The following is a 19,781-nucleotide window of genomic DNA, read 5'->3' as shown; positions in this document are numbered from 1 at the left end:
ACCCCCTCCTGCCCGGATCAGGGCACGGAGAGGGTTTCTCGGCACAGTTTAGAACTTCGAGGAGAGGCGCAGCATCACCTGACGCGGTTCGCCCTGATAGACGCGCACGGCGGAGGTGGAGCCTTCGATATACTCCTCATCCAGCAGATTGGTGGCGTTAAGGGATACTTTCATCCCGTCGTAACGGTAATACAGCAGCCCATCGACCAGCGCGTAGCTGGCGAGTTTGAAGGTATTGCCAAGGTCGCCTTGGCGCGACCCGACCCAATTCACCCCCGCGCCAATACCAACGCCCGACCGATCATCGAGCGCGTAATCATAGACCGACCACAGGCGGGCGCCATGCTTGGCGACGTTCGGCATTTCGTTCCCGGCGGCATAGACCGTATCTTTGCGAATTTCGGCCTTGGTATAGGTGTACGTGCCGATCACGTTCCAGCCTTTGGTGATTTCACCCGCCACGTCGATTTCGAGGCCGCGCGAGCGCTGTTCCCCGACCTGCACGGCGCGGGTGGCGTTCAGCGGATCGGTCGCCAGCGCGTCTTGCCGATCGATCTGGAAAATGGCGGCAGAGGCGCTGAGACCCGGCAGCAGATCATAGCGCACCCCGGCTTCCACCTGCGTGCCCGACTCCGGCCCGAAATTATTGCCATTCCGGTCAATCGTGGAGGGGGAGTTCGGCAGGTAGGATTGCGAATAGGCGGTATAGAAGGACAGTTTGCTCGTCGGTTTATAAATCGCGCCGACACGGCTGGTCAGTTCGGTATCGTCGCGCGTCAGGGTCCGGTTACTGGTCGCATCGATCAGATCCTGAGTCACATTATCCAGCCGCGCGCCGACGATGATCTGCACTTCCGGCGTCAGTTCGAGCTGATTCTGAGCGTAGAGGCTCTTACTGAAGCTGCGGCCACGGTAGTTATTCTGCAGCGCCAGCGCCGCCGGGCGCGTGCCATAGACCGGATTGGTCAGTGAAATGGCGGGCAGCGTCCCGGCCTGACGCCAGGTTTCGACCTTATTGGTCGAATAATCCGACTGAATGCCGACGATCAGGGTATTCGACATCGAGCCGATATCGAATTTCCCGGTCAGATTGCTGTCGAAATTATAGGAATAGGGTTCCTGTTTCCCCAGGGTGTAATTGCGGTTCACCGCCGTGCGGGTGGCGTTCAGGCTGGCGGGGATATAGCCGCTATATTCATACTCATGGATCGTGCCGCGCACTTGCGTGCGCGAGGACCACGTATCGTTAAAGCGATGATCAAGGGTACCGGTCAGCGAAACGACGAAATAATCGCGCGAATCGCTAGGTTCCTGGAAGCTGCGGCTGCGCGGCAGTTTGATCCGGCTGGTATCGACCGTGCCATAGGCGGGCACACCGTAGAAATTCGGCTCCGACCCCTCGCGATATTCGCCCTGAAGGGTAAAGGTGGTGTCGCGGTCGGCGCCGAACTGCACCGTGCCGTTCAGGTAGCGGCGGGTGCTGTCCATATTATCGACGAAACGATCAGTCTGATCCATCGCCGCAATCAGCCGGTAGCGGATCGATTTATCCTGCGTTACCGGGCCGCTGGCGTCGAACATCCCCAACCAGTGATTGTCGGTCCCATATCCGACCTCCGCCTGATAGGACGGGGTGGCAGTCGGCAGTTTCGAGATAAAGTTCAACGACCCGCCGGGCTGCGAGGCGCCATAGAGCAAGGACGCCGGGCCTTTCAGCACCTCAACGCGCTCCACGCCATACAGGCTTTGCGACTGGCTGAAGCTGTCATCGCGCAACCCATCGCGAAAGTAATTATTCCCGTTCAGCAAAAAGCCGCGAATCGTGAAATCGTTGAAATAGCGGTACGACCCGGTGGCGGAGGTGATACCGGAGACGTTTTTCAGCGCGTCGCTGGCCCGCGTCGCATTCTGGTCTTCCAGCACCTGATGCGGCACCACCTGCACGCTGGCGGGCGTATCGCTGATCAACGAATCGCCTTTCGCCCCGGTAATGCTGCGGCGGGCGCGATAGCCTTCGACCGGGCTAAACGCGGTCTTTTCGCCTTCGATGGTCACGGGCGGCAGCAGAACTGGCGCGGCTTGCGTCGCAGCGGGCGGGGCGGTTTGGGCCAAGGCGACCGGGGCCAGGGTACTAAGGGCGGTAGCCGCCAAAGCCAGGCGGCGGGACAGGCGCGGGGCCGGGAATGCTTTCTGCATTTCAGTCTCCAGACAGGGAACTAAAACGCTGGCGGCGGCTCGCGTACCATTAAAACTGCGGCGACCCTATAGAAAATGAGAGTCAATCGCAACTACAACCTACGCGGTTCGGCCCTAACCCGAAAACCCCTCGGTAGACAGAAGATTGACCAGCAGCCGGGCGGCCCCAGGGACCAGAGCGGGGAGCTGATGATGAAGCGCGAGGGCGCAATGGACCTGCTGCCCTGCGCCGTGATCGGCGACCAGCAGGCTGCCCACCAAAGGCTCCTCCCCCCGATCCTGCACCGCCAACAGGGGGCGCCAATCCCCGGAGTGCCAGCCTTGGGCAAAATACAGCCCGCGTTCGCGCACCCAGCCCTGCCAATCGGCGGGCGAAAGCGGGTTGGGATGGGTGAGAAGGGGATGGGTCGGCTCGAGCACCGTCACCGGGCCGTCTGGCTCGCAGGCCCGGAACCGCAGCGAGGGGGTGCCGATGGTCAAGGGACGCACGGCGGCATCGGGCCCCCAATGATCCATCGGGCGATGATAGAGGGTAACTAACCGCGCCCCGCGCGCCACCGCGTCGAAAATCTCTGCCCGACGAGCCAGAGCCTCCGGGCAGCGCCGCCAGCCCATCGGCCCGAGGAGGATCGCGTCGGCGCTTGCCAGCCCCTCGATGCCCGTTACCGTGAACCCCAACTGCTGAAGGCAAAGGCCGAGGTCGGCCCGCTCCCCCTCCAGCACCACAAGTCGGCGCTTCTGGGGAAGGGCGACGCGCACCACGGCAACCCTTAGCCGCGCCGGGAAATCCTGCTGAATGGGGCCAACGTGCGGATAATGGCTGGCGTAGCGCAGGACGGCGGGACCATCGGCAAATTCAAACGCAATCTCGATCGTGCCGTCCGTTACCTCGGTGGTGGGCTGAAGGGTTAGTCGCCAATCGCCGGGCCGCTGACCCGCCGACCATTCCACCTGCCAGCCGGGCGGTAGGATCGCCTGCGGACAGGGACCATTCGTCGAGATCGGCAGCGTCAGCGGATGCGGTGCGGCCAGATTATAATAGGCCCCTGCGGGCAGGCGCGTCAGCCACGCCGAGTGGGGGGAGGGTTTGGTGGGCGGGGGCGGCAGAGAAAGACCGTCTTCCAGCAGCGCATCCAAGGCGGCGAGATCGTTGCGCAAGGCGTCGAGACGCGCGGCAAGCGGCGGCGCTTTCTCGCCAATCCCGGCCAGCAAGCCGCGCACCTGCGCCAAGGCACCGCGCATCCGGTCGTCATGGGGGAATTGATTGCGCAACAGGCCAACGGCTGCCGCCAATTGCGCCAACGCCGGATCGTCGCACGCCGCGAGGCTTGCTGGAAGATGATCGGTAATCCCCCGTTCCGGCCCGGTTTCGCCGACGCGGGACGCCAGCAAATGCAATGGACGATGGCGGGGGCGATCCGATGGCGGCCATACCCCCATGCCCTGGCTGGCATGGGCGGCGCGCGACCATTCGCCCAACTGATCCCAACTCATGCCCGTCAGCGGATCCTGGCCCGACAGATCGATCAGCGTCGTTGCCGGGGGCGGCGGTTCGGCATCGTCATAGCTCTCCCCCGCGCCGCTCCAGGCGGGCAGATAGAGTTTGCTGATCGCCCAGGCGGGGCCAAGGTCGGGGGCGAAAGTCGGATCGGCTGCCACCTCCCACGCCCGCAGCAGGGTTCGGGTCATCGCGCGATGGTGGCCGTGCTGGCCGGGAACATCGAGAAAGCACGGCAGCACCACATCCGGGCGGAAGCTGCGGATTTCGCGCACCAGCCGCCGCAAAACCACCTCCGCGCCCCAGCGGCGCAGCGTGTCGTCGGCAGATTTGCTGAAGCCGAAATCGGCAAGCGGGTCGTCGGCCGCCCCGGTATCGAGCAGCGCATAGGTCATGCCCAACCGGTCGGCGGCAACCGCCATTTCCGCCGCGCGCAGCACCCCAAGCGCGGCGCCGGTTTCGGGGCCGATGCTATTCTGTCCCCCCTGCCCGCGCGTCACACAAACATAATGCACCCGGTGCCCATCGCCTAAGGACCAGCGCGCGATCAGACTGCTGGGTTCATCATCGGGGTGCGCCCCGGCGATCAGGATACGCACGGAAGACCCCAAGCGGGTAAACACCCGCCCGATTCGAAGCAAGCGCGGATGCGCGGCAGCGTGATCTAAACGGCGGTCGGGCATAGCAACCTCAGCGGTCGGACAGCGGCAACCCCGGGTCATCGGACCCGGATTTGCGCAGGCTGGCGGGTTGGGGGGATAGGGTTTCGAACACGGGCAGGGCTGCCGCGCCTTGGGCCTGACCATCCGGCCCAAGTGCAGCGGCGGTTACCCGAGGGAAACGCCGGTCGTGCGTGTCGGCGATACTGGGATCAAGGGGATGCAGGGCAGCGATCAGCGCGCTTAGAACTGAGGGCGGCAAATTCCCACCCAGGACGATGGACTGCGGATCAAACAGATTTTCGAGAATGCAAATCGCCCGCCGCAGGTCGGGCACGGCGCCAGCGATCCACGCGGCAGTCGCGGGGGCCGATGGATCGGCAAGGCTGGCGGGATCGGCCCCGGCGGCGGCCACCGCCCGTTCGAGCGCCAAGCGCGACACATGATCTTCCAAAGGGCGGCCATCGCGCGCTGGGATCAAGCCGATTTCCCCTGCGTTCCCCCGCACCCCCCGCAGTGGATGCCCCGACCGCGCATAGGCCCCGCCCAGACCGACGCCGAAATGCAAATAGAAGAACTGCTGCATCTCCCGCGCCGCGCCATACAGATACTCGGCGCGCGCCGCCGCGGCGGCATCGCGTTCCAACTCTACCGGCAAGTCGAGAAGCTGGGTAAACGCCCCGATAATATCGACCCCGCCCCAGTCGGGCAGAGTCATCGGGCTGGAAAAATCGGCGCCATCGACGGCGAACGGCCCCGGCATGGCGATGCCTACCCCCCAAAGGGGCGTCGACCCGATAATGTCGCGCAGCTCGGCCACCAAGGCGGCAGCTTTCGGAAGAACGTCTGCCGGGCTGGCCCGATCCAACCGCAGCGTGCGCCGCGCCCGGGTTTCGCCGACCAGATTGACCAAGATGGCCGTAAGCTGGCTCTGTTCGACCGTCAAACCGATGGTGGCGGCGCCGTCCGGGTTCAGGACCAAGTCAATCGCCGGTTGGCCGCGCTTGGCTTGGCGGCGCCCCTCCTCCCGCAGCAACCCCGCCTCCAGCAGTTCGGCGACAATGTTGGAAACGGTCTGGGCGGAAAGATGCGTCAGCCGCGTCAGTTCTGCCCGGCTGACCGGCCCTTTCAGCCGCACGGCTTCGATCACCACTTTACGATTGAACGAGCGTGCATAATCGAGATTGGTGCCGCCAGAGGGGGCTATCATCGTCGGCTCCCGGCAGTTTCACCGATTGTCTGATCGATCCTTACGATTCTCCCTTTACAAAAGCCGCTTTCTTTCTTCAAATCAAGTGAATTGAATTAATGCGGCGGGCCAGTCGGATCAGCAAAACCCGCCCACCAGATGGGACGCACCGCCGGTCATCGGGGCTGTCGGGCGCAAGGCTTCAGCGGGGAGAGGGATATGGTTCAGCGGAACACGCGGATAATGGGGCTTCTGGCGGGGGTGGCCGGGTTGGTTTGGTCCGCCGGGGCCGCCGCCCAGACCGTCGAAATCACCTATTGGCAGTATTTTCTGAAGGAGAAGGAGGCGGTTGTTAACGAGCTGATCGCCGAGTTCGAAAAAGAAAACCCCGGCATTAAGGTCAAGCACGAAACCTTCCCCTATGCCAATTACGGCACCAAGGTCGCAAGCTCGGTCCCGGCGGGGGTTGGTCCCGATGTCATCAATCTTTTCTACGGCTGGCTACCGCAATATCTAAAGGGCGGTTATTTGCAGCCGCTGCCGGAAAAAGAGTTTCCGGCGGCCGAGGTGGAGAAAGATTTCTTCGATTTGGTGAAAGCTGCCAAAGTCGACGGCAAATATTATGCCCTGCCGACCGCCGTGCGGTCGTTGGCGCTATTCTATAATAAAGACCTGTTTACCAAAGCCGGTCTCGACCCGGCCAAACCGCCCGCAACCTTGCAGGACTATCTCGACTATAGCCTGAAAATGACCGAGCGCGACGGCAAGGGGAATATTGTCGTGGCCGGGTCGGCGGTGCATCCTGCCGGTCAGGGACAGCACTTCATTCGCGAGGTTCTATTCCGCCAATGGGGCGTGACGCCCTATTCGCCAGACAATAAGAAGGTTGCCTATAATACGCCTGCGGGGGCGGAAGCCTTCCAATGGTATCTCGATCTCATCACGAAGCATAAGGTCGGTTTCCCGGGCTTCATGACGGACGATGTGACCGCCTTCCGCTCCGGCAAAGCGGCGATGAATATCGACGGCTCCTTCCGCCTTGCGGCGTTGAATGCCCAGGCAGGGTTGAATTATGGCGTGGCAGAGCTGCCCGCGCATAATGGGGTAAAATCGAATTTCGCCTCCTTCTGGGCGCATGGCATCACCAGCAGCACCAAGGGCGCGAAGCTGGAGGCCTCGGTCAAATTCCTCAAATACATCACCTCTGAAAAGACAATGAAGGTCTGGCTGGCAAAGGTCGGCGAGCTTCCGGCGCGGAAGTCGGTAGCGCTGACGCCGGAGAATTTGAACCATCCGCTCTATGGCCCGTTCATCAAGGGCCTCGACTATGCCCATGCCACCTATTTCATCGACGAAAGCGGGCAGCGGCAAGTGATGCTGGATGCGGTGGACGAAGCCGTCTCCGCCGGGCGCAGCGGCAAGGACGCCGTGAAGGCGATGGCCGAGCGCGAACAGCAATTGCTGGACGAATTCTACGGAAAATAGACCCGCCGTTTCACCTGTCCTGTCACGCGCAAGGCCGTTATCGCCTGCCCTGCCGGAGCTAAAATCCGATGCGCTTTTCGACCGAGCATCTGACCATCCGCCAGCGCCAGGCGATGACGGCCTATCTGTTCCTGGCCGTCCCGGCGGTCTTTTATACCGTTATCCGCTTTTATCCGGCGCTGGAGAGTTTTTATCTGTCTCTGACCCGGTGGAACATCGTCTCCCCCACCAAACAGTTCGTCGGTCTCGCCAATTACGAGCGGCTGATGAAAGACCCGCTGTTTTGGAAAGTGATGGGCAATACGTTCGAATATGTCGGCATCGGGCTGCCGGTCGGGCTGGCGTTGAGTTTTTTGATCGCCTATTTCCTCGATAAAGTCTCCTTCGGTCAGGGCTTCTTGCGGGCGCTCTACTTCCTACCGCATATCGCTTCGACCGTGGCGATGGCCTGGGTTTGGCGCTGGCTATATCAGCCGCCCCCCATCGGACTGTTCAACAATCTGATCACCGATCTCGGCGGCGATCCGCAGCGCTTTTTGACCTCGACCACCCAAGCGATCCCGGCGATTACCGCGCCGGTCGTTTGGGCCGGGCTGGGCTTTAATGTCGTGATCTTTTTAGCGGGGCTGAAGGCTATTCCCGAGACCTATTACGAAGCCGCGCGCATCGACGGCGCCAGCAATTGGCAAATCCTGCGCCGCATTACCCTGCCGCTGCTGAAGCCGACGATCCTGTTTCTCGCCATCATCAACACCATTCATCTGCTGCGCATTTTCGATCAGGTCTACAATATGACCCAGGATGGCCTGGGCGGGCCGGTCAATTCGACGAAACCAATCGTGCTGCATATCTATCAGACGGCGTTTCACAAGTTCGATATGGGCTACGCCTCCGCCGCAACGGTCGTGCTTTTTGCCATCCTGATGCTGATCACCCTGATCCAGATGAAACTTCTGGGGAAAAAACCATGATGTCGCGCCGCCTGGGCCAGGGGATGATGGCGCTGGCGCTGCTGGCGGGGGGGATTCTGTGCATTCTGCCGATTTGGCTGATGCTCTCCACCTCGCTCAAGTTCAGTGCCGATGCCTATGATCTGTCGCTGATCCCCGCCAATCCGACGCTGGGAAACTATATCAAAATCCTCAGCGAAGGCCGGTTTCCGCTCTGGTTTGCCAATAGTATGATCGTGGCCCTGGCAACCACGGCAAGCGTGCTGTTCTTCGATAGTCTCGTCGGTTACACCCTGGCGAAATACCGGTTCCGTGGGCAGAAGCTGGTCTTCATCCTGATCCTTTCGACCCTGATGATCCCCACCGAAATGCTGGTCATCCCTTGGTATGTAATGGCCAAGAGTTTCGGTTGGCTCGATAGCTACTGGGGCATCATGTTCCCGGGCATGATGACGGGGTTCGGCACGTTTTTGATGAAGCAATTCTTCGAAACCGTCCCGGATGAACTGCTGGACGCTGCCCGGATCGACGGCCTGGGGGAGTTTGCGATTTTTCGCCGGATCGCCCTGCCGCTGGTCAAACCCGCTTTGGCGGCGCTGGCGATTTTCATTTTTCTTGGAAATTGGGCTGCGTTTTTATGGCCGCTGATCATCACCAACTCGCGCGATCTCTATACGCTGCCGGTCGGGATGGCCTTCTTTAGCGGCGAACATCAGGCGGAATGGGAAATGATCATGGCGGGGGCGGCGATTGCCTCCTTCCCCACCCTGGTCGCGTTCCTGCTGTTCCAACGTCACATCATCAAGGGCATCACCCTGTCCGGTTTGAAGAGTTAAGCCATCATGCCCCATGCCGATACGTCCCGCTTCCCCGCCGAAAGCTATAAGGGCGCCGTTCTGTCCCCGCTGTTTGACGAGGCGAAGGCCCATTACTATCAACCGCTCCAGCGCATTAATCGGGCGCATGGGGTAATGCTGGCCGAACAAGGCATCCTAAGCCGCGGCGAAGCCGGGCGCATTCTGGCGGCGCTGGACGCCATCGATGCGACCATCGATCTTCCTGCCCAGACCTATACCGGGCAGTTCGAAGACCTGTTTTTCGTCGTTGAAGACGCTTTATGCCAGCGCGTTGGGCGGGACTTAGGCGGGCGCTTGCATACCGGGCGCAGCCGCAATGATATCGACGTGACCCAGTTCAAAATGGTGCTGAAGGGGCGCCTGGACCGAACCATCGCCCATCTCTCCGGTGTCATCCGCACGCTGTTGAGCGTGGCGGAGCGGGAGAAGGAAACCCTGGTCGTCGCCTATACCCATGGTCAGCCGGCGCAACCGACCCGCTTCGGTCATTATCTCGCGGCCCTGGCCGAAGTGCTGTTGCGCGACCTCAACCGGCTGTTAAACGCCCGGGACGATGCCGATCTCTGCTCGATGGGCGCGGCAGCGATCACCACCACTGGCTTCCCGCTGAACCGGGAACGCATGGCCGATCTTTTGGGCTTTTCCAGCCTTCAGCTCAATTCCTACGGCTGCATCGCTGCCGCCGACTATCTTATGAGCGTCTATAGCGCCTTAAAGGGCCTGTTCCTCAATCTTGGGCGCTTTATTCAAGATATGAACCTTTGGTCCGGGTTCGAGGTCGGGCATCTCTATGTACCGAACGCCTTTGTGCAGATCAGTTCGATCATGCCGCAGAAGCGCAACCCGGTCCCCATCGAACATATGCGCTTGCAATTGTCGCACGGCGCCGGGCACTGCGATACGGTGCTGCTGACCCTACATAATACGCCGTTCACCGATATGAACGACGCGGAAGGGCCGACCCAGGCCGCAGGCTATGGCGCCTTTGCCGTGGCCGACCGCATCCTGCCGCTGTTCGCCGATTTTATTGCGGCGGTGCGGATCAATGAGGATAAGGTCCGCCGCCATATCGACGAGGCCTGCTTGGTTATGACCGAAGTCGCCGATTCGCTGGTGCGGCTCGAAGGTCTGTCGTTCCGCCAGGGGCATGAGGTGGCAAGCAAACTATCCCGCCATCTCGTGGATCGCGGCGTTCCGGCCAGCGCCCTCCCGCCGGAGGATTTTAGCCGGCTGTTTGCCGAGGTGGCGGGTCGCCCGCCCCGGCTGCCGCTGGCGGAAATTCAAGCTCTGGCAACGCCAGAGCATTTCATCGAAGTACGCACTTTGCCGGGCGGGCCGGGGAAAGCCGCCCTCGCCGCTGCCCTGGATGTTTACAGCGCCCGGCTGACCGAGCTTTCGGCCCGCCATCGGGTGGCAACGGATCGGGAAGCCGCCGCCGCCGAGCGTCTGGCCGCCGCCGTCGCCGCCCTGATTGCGGAGGCGGCATAATGGCCGCCGTCGATCTCGCGGGGTTGGTCAAGCGCTATGGCGGCGTGACCACCGTGCATGGCATCGATCTATCGATTGCCGATAAGGAATTTATCGTGCTGGTCGGCCCGTCCGGCTGCGGGAAATCGACGACCCTGCGGATGATCGCCGGGCTGGAGGATATTAGCGCGGGCACGGTTTCCATCGGGGGCCGGATCGTGAATAACGTCGCGCCGAAGAACCGCAATATCGCGATGGTTTTTCAGAACTACGCCCTCTATCCGCATATGAGCGTGCGGCAGAATATGGGGTTTGGACTGGAAGTCGCGGGGGCACCCAAAGCCGAGGTGAAAGCCCGCGTCGAAGAGGCCGCCGCCATCCTGGGGCTGGACGCGCTTTTGGAGCGCAAACCCGGCGAACTGTCTGGCGGGCAGCGGCAACGAGTGGCGATGGGGCGTGCGATGGTCCGCCGCCCGCAGGTATTTTTATTCGACGAGCCGCTGTCCAATCTCGATGCCAAGCTGCGCAATACCATGCGCTCCGAAATCAAAAAGCTGCACCAGACGGTGCAGACGACGGTGATTTACGTCACCCACGATCAGGTGGAGGCCATGACCCTGGCCGACCGTATCGTCATTATGAAAGACGGGCGGATCGAGCAAGTAGGCACCCCGATGGAGGTCTATGAGCGCCCGGCCAATCTGTTCGTGGCGGGCTTTATCGGCGCCCCGGCGATGAACCAAGGGCCGGGCCGGGTGGTAAAGGGGCACGCCCAAGCCTTCGGGTTTTCGGCCCCCGCCCCCGGCGCGGCGGAAGGTCAGGCGGTCGTCCTGGGGATCCGCCCCGATGATCTGATCATTGCCGAGGGCGGCCTACCATCGCGCGTGGTTCTGGTCGAACCGCTGGGGTCCGAGTCGATCCTAACCCTGGACCGCGACGGGGTTGAACTGGTGATGAAGGTCAATGCGCGCGATGTCCCCGCCCTGCCCAAGGTCGGGGATCATCTGCCGCTCGCCCCACTGCCGGGCCGGGTGCACGTTTTCGATGCTGCCAGCGGGCAGGCGATGCGGGGCTAACGCATGTTGCATTTGGGCATAGATCTCGGCGGCACAAAAATCGAAAGCGCGCTGTCCGGCGCCGCCATCGATCATCCGCTGTGGCGCAAACGCGAGGCCACCCAAACCACCGGCGGGCCGGAGGCGTTGATCCGCCAATTGGCCGACCGGATTCTGGAAACGCAACAGGAAGCGGGTGACAGGCTGACCATCGGCCTCGGCCTGCCCGGCTCTATCGATCCCACCAGCGGCATGGTTCGAAACTGCGTCATGCCCTGGCTCGACGGCATCCCACTGCCGCAGGCGCTATCGGAACGGACCGGCCAGCCGGTGGCTGTTGTCAATGATGCCCAGGCCTTCGCCCTCTCGGAAGCCCATTTTGGCGCGGGGCGCGGTGCCCGAACCGTTTTGGGCGTGACCATCGGCACGGGGGTTGGCGGCGGCTGGGTGATCGAGGGCCGCTTGCACAGCGGGCGCCACGGGATTGCTGGGGAGATCGGCCATTTCACCCTCGACCGCGACGGGCGGGCTTGCTACTGCGGGCGCACCGGCTGCGTCGAACAATATCTTTCTGGCACCGCGCTGGAACGCCGCTACGAAGATTTATCCGGTCTGCCGCTACCACTCTGGGATATTGCGCGCGAGGCTGAGCACGGCGATTCTGATGCCGAAATGGTGATGCAAGAACTCATCGCTGCCTTCGGCCAAACCATCGGCAGTTTGATCAATATCTATGATCCCGAGGTCATCGTTATCGGCGGCGGTGTGTCGGAGGTGAAACGCCTGTTCAGCGATGGGATTGCCGCCGTTGCCCGGCAAGCGATGGCCGCGCCGCTGGCAACCCGGATCGTCCCAGCGCAGTTGGGGGCGGCGTCCGGGGTGTTCGGGGCGGCGCTGGTTGGCGCGCAGGCGGGGTTTTCCCTAGGCCCCGCCGACCGCGAATCCTGAAAAAATCCCGGCATAGGGCTTCAGCCGGGGCGGCGCGTAACCGCCACGTTTCGACGTTTTCACCCCCAGCCGCACCAACCCTTCGGCCAAGGTCACAGCAGCGGCCACCCCGTCGATCACCGGCACCCCATGCTGCTGCGTGAGATCGGCGGCAAGATCGGCCATGCCCGCACAGCCAAGGACAATGGCATCCGCCCGGTCCCCCTGCTTCGCCGCCTCAATCTCCGCCGACAGCCGATGGCGCGCGTCCGACCCGGGGTCTTCCAGCGCCAGCACCTCAAACCCACCTGCCCGCACCCTGGCGCAGCGGGACGCCAGGCCGTAGCGGATCAGATTATGCTCGATGACCGGGATCGACAGATCGAGCGTCGTCACCACCGCGAATTTTCCGGCGATCAAACTGGCCATGTGGAAAGCCGCCTCGCCAATGCCGATCACCGGGGCGGCCACCGCCTGGCGGGCGGCATCGAGCCCGGTATCGTCGAAGCAAGCGATGATATGCGCCTCGGCCCCGTCCCGTTCCGCTTCGATGATCCGTTGCAGCATGCCGGGAATGGCATAGGCTTCGTCGTAATAGCCTTCGATCGATACCGGCCCCATTTGCGGCTGACTGGCCTGCACCGCCGTTCCGGGCGCAGCGATGGCGCGGGCGGCGGCGGCGATCTTCGCCGTCATCGAGGCGGTGGTATTCGGATTGACGATATGCAGGCGCATTAGAGCATTCCCGATCCGGCGTCCGACCCCTGCCGGGCCTGACGGTTCTGCAGCGCGCGGATCGCGACGAGCGCCAGAAAGATGACGAGGAAGGACACCGCCGAGGTGACGGTGCCCAGGGCGTAAATATCCGGCTTGGTCACCGTCGTCGTCAGGCTTTGCAGTTCCAGAGGCAGGGTATTCACCTCGCCGATGGCTTGGGAGGAGCGGGCAATTTCGTCCCACGACAGGGTGAAGCCGAACAGGCCGATGCCGATGACGGAGGGCAGGATGATCGGCAGCACCACATGGCGGAACGTCTGCCACGGCGTCGCCCCCAGGTCGCGCGCCGCTTCCTCATAGGCCGGATTGAAGCGGTTGAAGATGGCGAACATGATCAACAGGCCGAAGGGCAGCGTCCAGGTGAGATGCGCGCCAAGGCCAGAGGTAAACAGCCCCATGAAGGTCGTATGGGTTTCCGCCAACCAATCCGGCCCATAGTTTTTTACAAGATCGTCGATCAGCCGAAATTCCAGCGCGATGCCGAGCGAGGTGATAATCGACGGCACAATCAGGCTGGCCACCGCGATATAGAAAAGCGCCGCCGATCCCCGGAATTTCTTGCGGAACGCCAAGCCAGCGGAGACGGAAATCGTCACCGTCAGCAGCATTACCACCAGCCCGAGTTTCAGCGAGCGGGTGAAAGCCGCGCCGATATCAACAATGCCGCCACCGGAAAACAGCTTTTCGAACCAAAACAGCGAGACGCCATTCATCGGGAAGGTTAGCCCGCCGTCTGGCCCTTGGAAGGACAGCACGAAAATGGCGATCATCGGCCCATAGAGGAACAGCACATAAAGGCCAAAGAAAATCGCCAGAAAATAGAAGGCCTTGCCCCGGTCGCGGATCATTCTACAGCTCCTTGCGCACATCGACGAGCTTCGACAGCGCGGCGATGATCAGCAGGGTCACCCCCAGCAAGATAACGGCATTGGCGGCGGCGGCGGGAAATTGCAGCGCATTCAGCCGGGTTTCGATGATTTTACCGGCGGAGGCGATCTGCTGGCCGCCCATCACACCGATGGTGATGAAATCACCCATGACGATAGTGATGACGAAGATCGACCCGATGACGATGCCGGGTTTCGACAGTGGAATGATGACGTTCACCAGGGTCTGCCAGCCGCTGGCCCCGGCGTCATAGGCGGCTTCGATCAAGGCTTTATCGATGCGCACCATCGAATTGAAAATCGGCACCACCATGAAAAAGGTGAAGAGATGCACGAGCGCCAGCACCACAGAAAATTCGGAAAACAGCAGCCATTCAATCGGTGCATCAATGATGTTGAGACCAAGCAACCCCTGGTTCACCAACCCATTGCGCCCCAGTAGCGGAATCCAGGCGATCATCCGGATGACGTTGGAGGTCCAGAACGGAATGGTGCAGAGGAGCGATAAAGCGATCTGCCAAGTTTTCGAGCGGATGTGAAAGGCCAGGAAATAGGCGACCGTGAAGCCAATCAGCAGCGTTAGCAGCCAGACGAGAAAGCACAGCTTGAGCGTTTTTGCATAGGTCTTCAGAATGGTGCAGAGGTTCGGCAGTTCGGCCAAACAGCCTTCGAAACTATCCGTATAGCCCCGGCCCGAAAAGCCCGGGATCATCTCATAGTCGTTGTAGTCCCAGAAGCTGACCATCACCACCAGCGCCAGCGGCAGCAGGAAGAAGAGCGCAAAGACGAAGCTGAGCGGCAAGGCTTGCAGCCAAGCGGTCGTCTGGTCCGACCAGCGGGCGAGGCGCGGTTTGGCAGCGGCCATCCGGGGTTCCCTTTCAGAAGGCAAAGGGGGCGACTGCAAATCGCGCCGCCCCCGCGAGGTTACTTAGGCCGCGATGAACTCGTTCCACTTGCGGACCATATAGTCATTCTCGTCCATCACCGCGTTCCAGCAGGCTACATTGCCCATGCGATCATCGTAGGAGCCGCCGTCACGCACCGCGCCCGCCTTTTCCAGCAGCGACCCATCCGGTGCAAGAATGTCCTTTTCGGCGGCTTTGCCTTCCATCCAATAGGCCCACTCGAAGGGGGCCATATTGGCTTTCGCGGTCGACAGCACCGCCGAGTAATAACCTTGGCGATTGAGGTAAGCGCCCGCCCAGCCGGACAGGAACCAGTTCACGAACTCATAGGCCCATTCCAGCTTGGCGCCGGTGACGCCCTTCGAGACGCAGAAGCCGGAGGCCCAGGAACGGTAACCTTCCTTCAGCGGCTGGAAGGTGCAGGGAATGCCCATCGAGCGCACTTTCGTGACGGCGGGCGACCACATGGATTGAATAACGGTTTCGCCCGACGCCATCAGGTTGACGCTTTCGTTGAAATCCTTCCAGAAGGCGCGGAACTGGCCGCTCTTCTTGGCTTCGGTCAGGATTTTCATGGTCAGGTCGATTTCGGCGCGGGTCATATTGCCCTTGTCGGCATATTTATGCAGGCCCGCCGCTTCCACGACCATCGCCGCATCCATAATCCCGATGGAGGGGATATTGAGGATCGAGGCCTTACCCTTGAATTCCGGGTTCAGAAGCTCCGACCAGGAGGTGATCGGGCGCTTAATCAGATCGGGGCGGATGCCAAGCGTATCGGCGTTATAGACCGTCGGGATCAGCGTCACGAAATCGGTTGGGCTTTTGGCAAAGGTTTTGGAGTTTTTGCCTTCGAGGTAGAGGACTTTCCACGGCGCCGTGCCCTGGCCGCCGATCTTCTTGCCGTTGGGCAGCTCGCCCTTGGTGAAGACCGGGGTGATATTATTGAATTCCTTAATCTTCTTGGCTTCGAGTGGCAGAATATTGCCCGAGGGGACCAGCTTCTTCAGGCTGAAATATTCCGTATCCAGCACGTCGAAAGAGTTCGGCTGCGTGATCACGCGCTTGGTCACATCGTCGGTGGTCGCCGTGATATATTCGATCTTGATGCCCGTATCGGCAAAGCAGCGCTTAGAGATCTCGTCGCCCGCATTCACTGCCGTACCGAGGTAGCGCAGCACCTTCGGTTCTGCCGCTTTCACAATATAGGGAAAGCCGGTGATGCCCGATCCCGCCGCAATCCCGGCGAGGCCAGCAGCCCCCTTTAGAACGGTACGGCGGCTAAGGCCGGTCGGCGTCTGCGTCTGGTCCATCATGATACTCTCCTGAGTGATCCGGCGCTGTAGGGCGGCGGGGCGGGGGAAAGGCGGTATTTAGGCAAGTGGCTGGGCGGCGGCGGGATCCCAGCCCACGCCCACCCTGTCGCCCGAGGTGACGGGGGCGGCGTCGAACACGGCTTCCGGCAGCAGGGCGATCAAATCGCCCCCATCCTCACCGGTCAGGCTGACGTGAACCCAGGCGCCCTGATATTCGACCTCCGTCACCCGGGCGAGGCGCTCGGCCCCGTCGAGCGGCGTTAGGCGCAGATGATCGGTGCGAACGCCTAGGGCGCCGCCAGGAGTGCGGATGACGTTATGGCCGCCCATAAAACGCGCGACAAACTCGGTGCGCGGCGCGTTGAACACATCGCGCGGGCGGCCCTGCTGTTCGATCTTGCCGCCGTTCATCAGCACCATCAGATCGGCGAGGGCCAGCGCCTCCTCCTGACCGTGGGTGACGTGGATGAAGGTAATGCCCAGTTCCCGTTGCAGGCGCTTCAACTCCGCCCGCATGCGCACGCGCAGGAAGGGATCGAGCGCCGACAGCGGCTCGTCCAGCAGCAGAATTTGCGGTTCGGTGATCAGCGCGCGGGCCAGGGCGACGCGCTGCTGCTGCCCGCCCGACAGTTGCGCGGGCAGGCGCGCGGCGTAACGGTCCATCGCCACCAGCGCCAGTAAGTCCTGCGCCTTGGCATAGCGGGCGGCTTTATCGATGCCGCGCATCTTTAGTGGAAAGGCGACATTATCCAGCACCGATAAATGCGGAAACAGCGCGTAGGATTGGAACATCATCGCCGTGCCGCGCTGGGCGGGTGGCAGATCGGTAACATTCGCGGCGCCAAGCACGATATCGCCCTCGGACACGCTTTCATGCCCGGCGATCATGCGCAGGGTCGACGATTTACCGCAGCCCGAAGGCCCCAGCAGGCAGCAATAAGTTCCCGCCGGGATTTTCAGGTCGATGGCATCCACCGCCACGGTCGCGCCATAGCGTTTGGTGACAGCGGCAAGTTCGAGCGGGGCTGGAACGGCCATGAGCGAGGGGCGCCTTTCTGCGAAAACCCGGAATGGCTGCTAATTCGCAAAGCGCGTGCCAGGGATGTACCTCCTGCAGCGCGGCGCAGAAAATCATTTAAAAACAATGATTTAACCTGATACACGTTCTCTCGAAAGCCAGGATTTTAGGGAGTTCGCCGCCGGGCGCGCTAAAACTTCAGCGGTTTGAACACAAAATAAACAGTAATTGTATACAAAATCAGCGATGGCGCCGGACAATCGGCGGCGATAAAGAGAACGGCCCGCCGCCCGTCGCCGTCTGATCTGGGGAGAAAGAATGACAGGTTCCGCCAGCCGCCAGCCCGGCCGTTCGACCGTGGACCGGGCGCAGTTGATCCACCGGGGCGTCGTCACGGCAATTCTCGAACATCGGCTGCGGCCCGGCACCAAGCTGGGCGAGGATGACCTGGGGCAGATTTACGGTGCCAGCCGCACCATCGTGCGCGCGGCGCTGCAATCGCTGGCGGCGGACGGCATTGTCGTTATCGAAAAAAATCGCGGCGCCTTCGTTGCGCAACCAACGCCGAAAGACGCGCGGGAAGTGTTCGAAGCGCGCAAGCTGATCGAACCCGCGATGGCGCGTATCGCCGCCGCCCGGGGCGCCGCTTTTGGCCCCGATCTCGCGGCGCATCTGGCCGCCGAGCGCGATGCCCTGGCGCGGGGCGATCAATCGGCGGCTATTCGGCTATCGGGGGAATTCCACAGCCTGATCGCCGCGAAGGCCGAACACGGCGTCTATGCCGCTTTTTTGCGGGAGTTGGTGGCGCGGTCATCGCTGATCATTCTGCTCTATCAAGGTCCGCGCGCGCCTATTTGCGGGACCGATCACCACGAGGCTATTGCCGCCGCCATCGAAGCCGGGAAGGGCGATGAAGCCGCCGATCTTATGGTTCATCATCTCGACGAGATTGAGGCGAGCCTTGAGCTGATCGATCCGCCCAAACCGCCGGAAAGTTTAGCGGATATTCTGAAAAGCTGACGGCCCGTCAGCCCCCCGAACTTTCCGGGCCAAGACCGCGCAGAATATCCGCCGTGCTCATAATCGCTTCGGCAACGTCGAAAATGCGCTTATTCTGGTTCATCGCCGCTTTGCGCATCAGCTTATAGGCGCCCTCTTCGGTCAGGCCCCGACTGCCCATCAGCACGCCTTTCGCGCGGTCGATGGTCTTACGCTCGGCCAGCGCCACCCGCGCCGTTTCAAGCTGACTGCTGACATCTTTGATCTGCCGTGACTGCGACTGCACCACATCGAGGATAGAGCGCATCATGCGCGGGTTGATCCCATCGAGGGCATAAATGCCGGGCAGCGTTTCGCCCCCGTCCGCCGTAAGATCGGAATCCATCACTACCATCGCAACCGGAACCACCGCTTCCGGCCCCCCGGCGTCGGCTTTATCGAGATCGGCCCGTGCGTCCGCCAGTCGCGCCCCGCACAGGCTGCGCAGATCGGCGGTCAGCCGGTCTTCCAAGCCCTTCAGCGCGTCGATCCGCTGGGTCGTCGCCGTCACCCAGATTTCTGCCGTCTCGGGCGGCAAGTCGCCGCCCCGCACTTCGGTTAGCGCGAGATGGCGCATCCGTTCGACCGTTTCCGTCCCCGGTGCCGTGAGCAGGCTTCGGCACGCCATCGCTTGATCGATTTCGGCAAATTCCCCGAAGAGATGAAAGGCGCGCTCCTGCAACGCAATCAGGTGGCGCAAGCGGCGGCGGTCGGTATCGCTGAAATGCCCGCGGGCAAAGGCCATTCCCGCCGTGGCCCGTTCCTGCCCCGCGAATTCCTTACCCTGGATGACATTAAATAAGGCCGCCAGCGCCCGCGAAATCAGTGGGTCCGGCGTCACGTCGGCCGCTTCGAAGATAACGGCCAGCAGGTCGCGGATAATATCGGTAAAGGCCTTCACCGCATCGAGCGGCGCTAAGGTCAAGCCGCTCACCTGCGCGCGCAAGCCCGGCAAACCGTCGAGCGCAAACAGCGCAATCGCCAGCCGGTTATAGAATTGCGCGCCGGAACTCAGCAGTTCGTGCGGCACATGCATGGTTTCCAGCCGGTCACGCACGGTCTGTTCCAGGCGGCAGCAGTCCTGCACTCGGGTTGCCAACCGGTCGGCAAAGGCCGCACCGTTGGACCCCAGATAGACGGAAGACGCCCCCCGCTCCTTCTGAAGCGCATGGATCAGTTCGCCCAAATCCTTCAGCAGTTCGCTGACCGAGAGCAGCCGTTCAAGGTCGCGAATCCGGCAAAGCCGCGCTGCCCGCAGAAACCGCGCCGCCGCCCCCGAACCAGCGTCCGCCCGATCCAGGCTAAGCCCTGTCGCCGTGTCATCCCTGGGCGTCATCCCGTCCCCCTTCCTGCCCCGCCCTGCGACGGACGGCTGTCGAGGGAAAGAAGGCAAGCATCAGGCCAAGCGCTGGCGACGGCACCCGCGCCGCGCTAAACCGCCGCCGCTGCCGAGAAACGTGATAGTTTTGCCTATTCCTGGGGCAGTCTGGCGTTTAATCAGGCTAAACACCTGCCCTGCAACCGGCCCCATGCCGAAAAACCCACCCAGAAGACATT

The 19,781-nt window shown here is 62.0% G+C and carries 16 protein-coding genes; 7 read left to right on the top strand and 9 right to left on the bottom strand.

Annotated features, from left to right (window positions below; genetic code table 11):
* Window positions 1–48: 48 nt before the first annotated feature.
* The 3 genes from CHR90_RS16225 to CHR90_RS16215 form a co-directional block, all read right to left on the bottom strand.
* Entirely contained in the window at window positions 49–2,196 is a 2,148-nt protein-coding gene (locus CHR90_RS16225) for a TonB-dependent siderophore receptor (RefSeq protein ID WP_094410147.1), read from the bottom strand.
* 114 nt (window positions 2,197–2,310) lie between these two features.
* Window positions 2,311–4,377 (bottom strand): PIG-L family deacetylase, encoded by a 2,067-nt coding sequence (locus tag CHR90_RS16220; protein ID WP_170941441.1) that lies wholly within the window; start codon window positions 4,375–4,377, stop codon window positions 2,311–2,313.
* 7 nt (window positions 4,378–4,384) lie between these two features.
* Window positions 4,385–5,563: an ROK family transcriptional regulator gene (locus tag CHR90_RS16215; RefSeq protein WP_094410145.1), complete on the bottom strand. Its 1,179-nt coding sequence runs from the start codon at window positions 5,561–5,563 to the stop codon at window positions 4,385–4,387.
* Window positions 5,564–5,761: 198 nt separating this feature from the next.
* On the opposite strand from CHR90_RS16215, the gene CHR90_RS16210 reads away from it, so the two are divergent.
* The 6 genes from CHR90_RS16210 to CHR90_RS16185 all read left to right on the top strand — a co-directional run bounded on the left by CHR90_RS16210 (window position 5,762) and on the right by CHR90_RS16185 (window position 12,304).
* Window positions 5,762–7,027 (top strand): extracellular solute-binding protein, encoded by a 1,266-nt coding sequence (locus CHR90_RS16210; RefSeq protein ID WP_094410144.1) that lies wholly within the window; start codon window positions 5,762–5,764, stop codon window positions 7,025–7,027.
* A gap of 68 nt (window positions 7,028–7,095) precedes the next feature.
* Window positions 7,096–7,998, top strand: coding sequence for a carbohydrate ABC transporter permease (locus CHR90_RS16205; RefSeq protein ID WP_094410143.1), 903 nt, complete (start codon window positions 7,096–7,098; stop codon window positions 7,996–7,998).
* Window positions 7,995–8,813, top strand: coding sequence for a carbohydrate ABC transporter permease (locus tag CHR90_RS16200; protein WP_094410142.1), 819 nt, complete (start codon window positions 7,995–7,997; stop codon window positions 8,811–8,813). Before CHR90_RS16205 ends, CHR90_RS16200 begins: the two co-directional genes overlap by 4 nt.
* 6 nt (window positions 8,814–8,819) lie before the next feature.
* Entirely contained in the window at window positions 8,820–10,322 is a 1,503-nt protein-coding gene (argH, locus tag CHR90_RS16195; RefSeq protein ID WP_094410141.1) for an argininosuccinate lyase, read from the top strand.
* Complete coding sequence (locus tag CHR90_RS16190; RefSeq protein WP_094410140.1) at window positions 10,322–11,377, top strand: ABC transporter ATP-binding protein; 1,056 nt, start codon at window positions 10,322–10,324, stop codon at window positions 11,375–11,377. Before argH ends, CHR90_RS16190 begins: the two co-directional genes overlap by 1 nt.
* 3 nt (window positions 11,378–11,380) lie before the next feature.
* The gene (locus CHR90_RS16185) at window positions 11,381–12,304 is read left to right on the top strand and encodes an ROK family protein (protein WP_094410139.1); all 924 of its coding nucleotides are present in this window, start codon (window positions 11,381–11,383) and stop codon (window positions 12,302–12,304) included.
* Here the strand turns inward: CHR90_RS16185 and CHR90_RS16180 are convergent.
* The 5 genes from CHR90_RS16180 to CHR90_RS16160 all read right to left on the bottom strand — a co-directional run bounded on the left by CHR90_RS16180 (window position 12,278) and on the right by CHR90_RS16160 (window position 17,206).
* On the bottom strand, window positions 12,278–13,018 hold the full coding sequence (locus tag CHR90_RS16180; RefSeq protein ID WP_094410138.1) for an aspartate/glutamate racemase family protein: 741 nt from the start codon (window positions 13,016–13,018) through the stop codon (window positions 12,278–12,280). The genes CHR90_RS16185 and CHR90_RS16180 overlap by 27 nt on opposite strands.
* Window positions 13,018–13,908: an ABC transporter permease gene (locus tag CHR90_RS16175; protein ID WP_094410137.1), complete on the bottom strand. Its 891-nt coding sequence runs from the start codon at window positions 13,906–13,908 to the stop codon at window positions 13,018–13,020. Before CHR90_RS16175 ends, CHR90_RS16180 begins: the two co-directional genes overlap by 1 nt.
* A 1-nt stretch (window position 13,909) precedes the next feature.
* Window positions 13,910–14,812 (bottom strand): ABC transporter permease, encoded by a 903-nt coding sequence (locus tag CHR90_RS16170; RefSeq protein ID WP_094410136.1) that lies wholly within the window; start codon window positions 14,810–14,812, stop codon window positions 13,910–13,912.
* A gap of 63 nt (window positions 14,813–14,875) precedes the next feature.
* Window positions 14,876–16,168: an ABC transporter substrate-binding protein gene (locus CHR90_RS16165; RefSeq protein ID WP_094410135.1), complete on the bottom strand. Its 1,293-nt coding sequence runs from the start codon at window positions 16,166–16,168 to the stop codon at window positions 14,876–14,878.
* 57 nt (window positions 16,169–16,225) lie between these two features.
* Window positions 16,226–17,206 (bottom strand): ABC transporter ATP-binding protein, encoded by a 981-nt coding sequence (locus tag CHR90_RS16160; protein ID WP_094410134.1) that lies wholly within the window; start codon window positions 17,204–17,206, stop codon window positions 16,226–16,228.
* Between the two features lie 298 nt (window positions 17,207–17,504).
* Here CHR90_RS16160 and CHR90_RS16155 point away from each other — a divergent pair, with 298 nt between their 5' ends.
* Window positions 17,505–18,206 carry a GntR family transcriptional regulator gene (locus CHR90_RS16155; RefSeq protein ID WP_094410133.1) on the top strand — a complete coding sequence of 234 codons (702 nt, stop codon included), beginning with the start codon at window positions 17,505–17,507 and terminating at the stop codon, window positions 18,204–18,206.
* Between the two features lie 7 nt (window positions 18,207–18,213).
* On the opposite strand, the gene CHR90_RS16150 is transcribed toward CHR90_RS16155, so the two are convergent.
* A complete protein-coding gene (locus CHR90_RS16150) occupies window positions 18,214–19,560 on the bottom strand; it encodes a nitrate regulatory protein (protein WP_094410132.1) in 1,347 nt (448 codons plus the stop codon).
* Window positions 19,561–19,781: the final 221 nt, after the last annotated feature.

This window comes from Elstera cyanobacteriorum (genome assembly GCF_002251735.1).
In the GTDB taxonomy this organism is placed as follows: domain Bacteria; phylum Pseudomonadota; class Alphaproteobacteria; order Elsterales; family Elsteraceae; genus Elstera; species Elstera cyanobacteriorum.
This window is presented reverse-complemented; position numbering and strand designations above follow the sequence as displayed.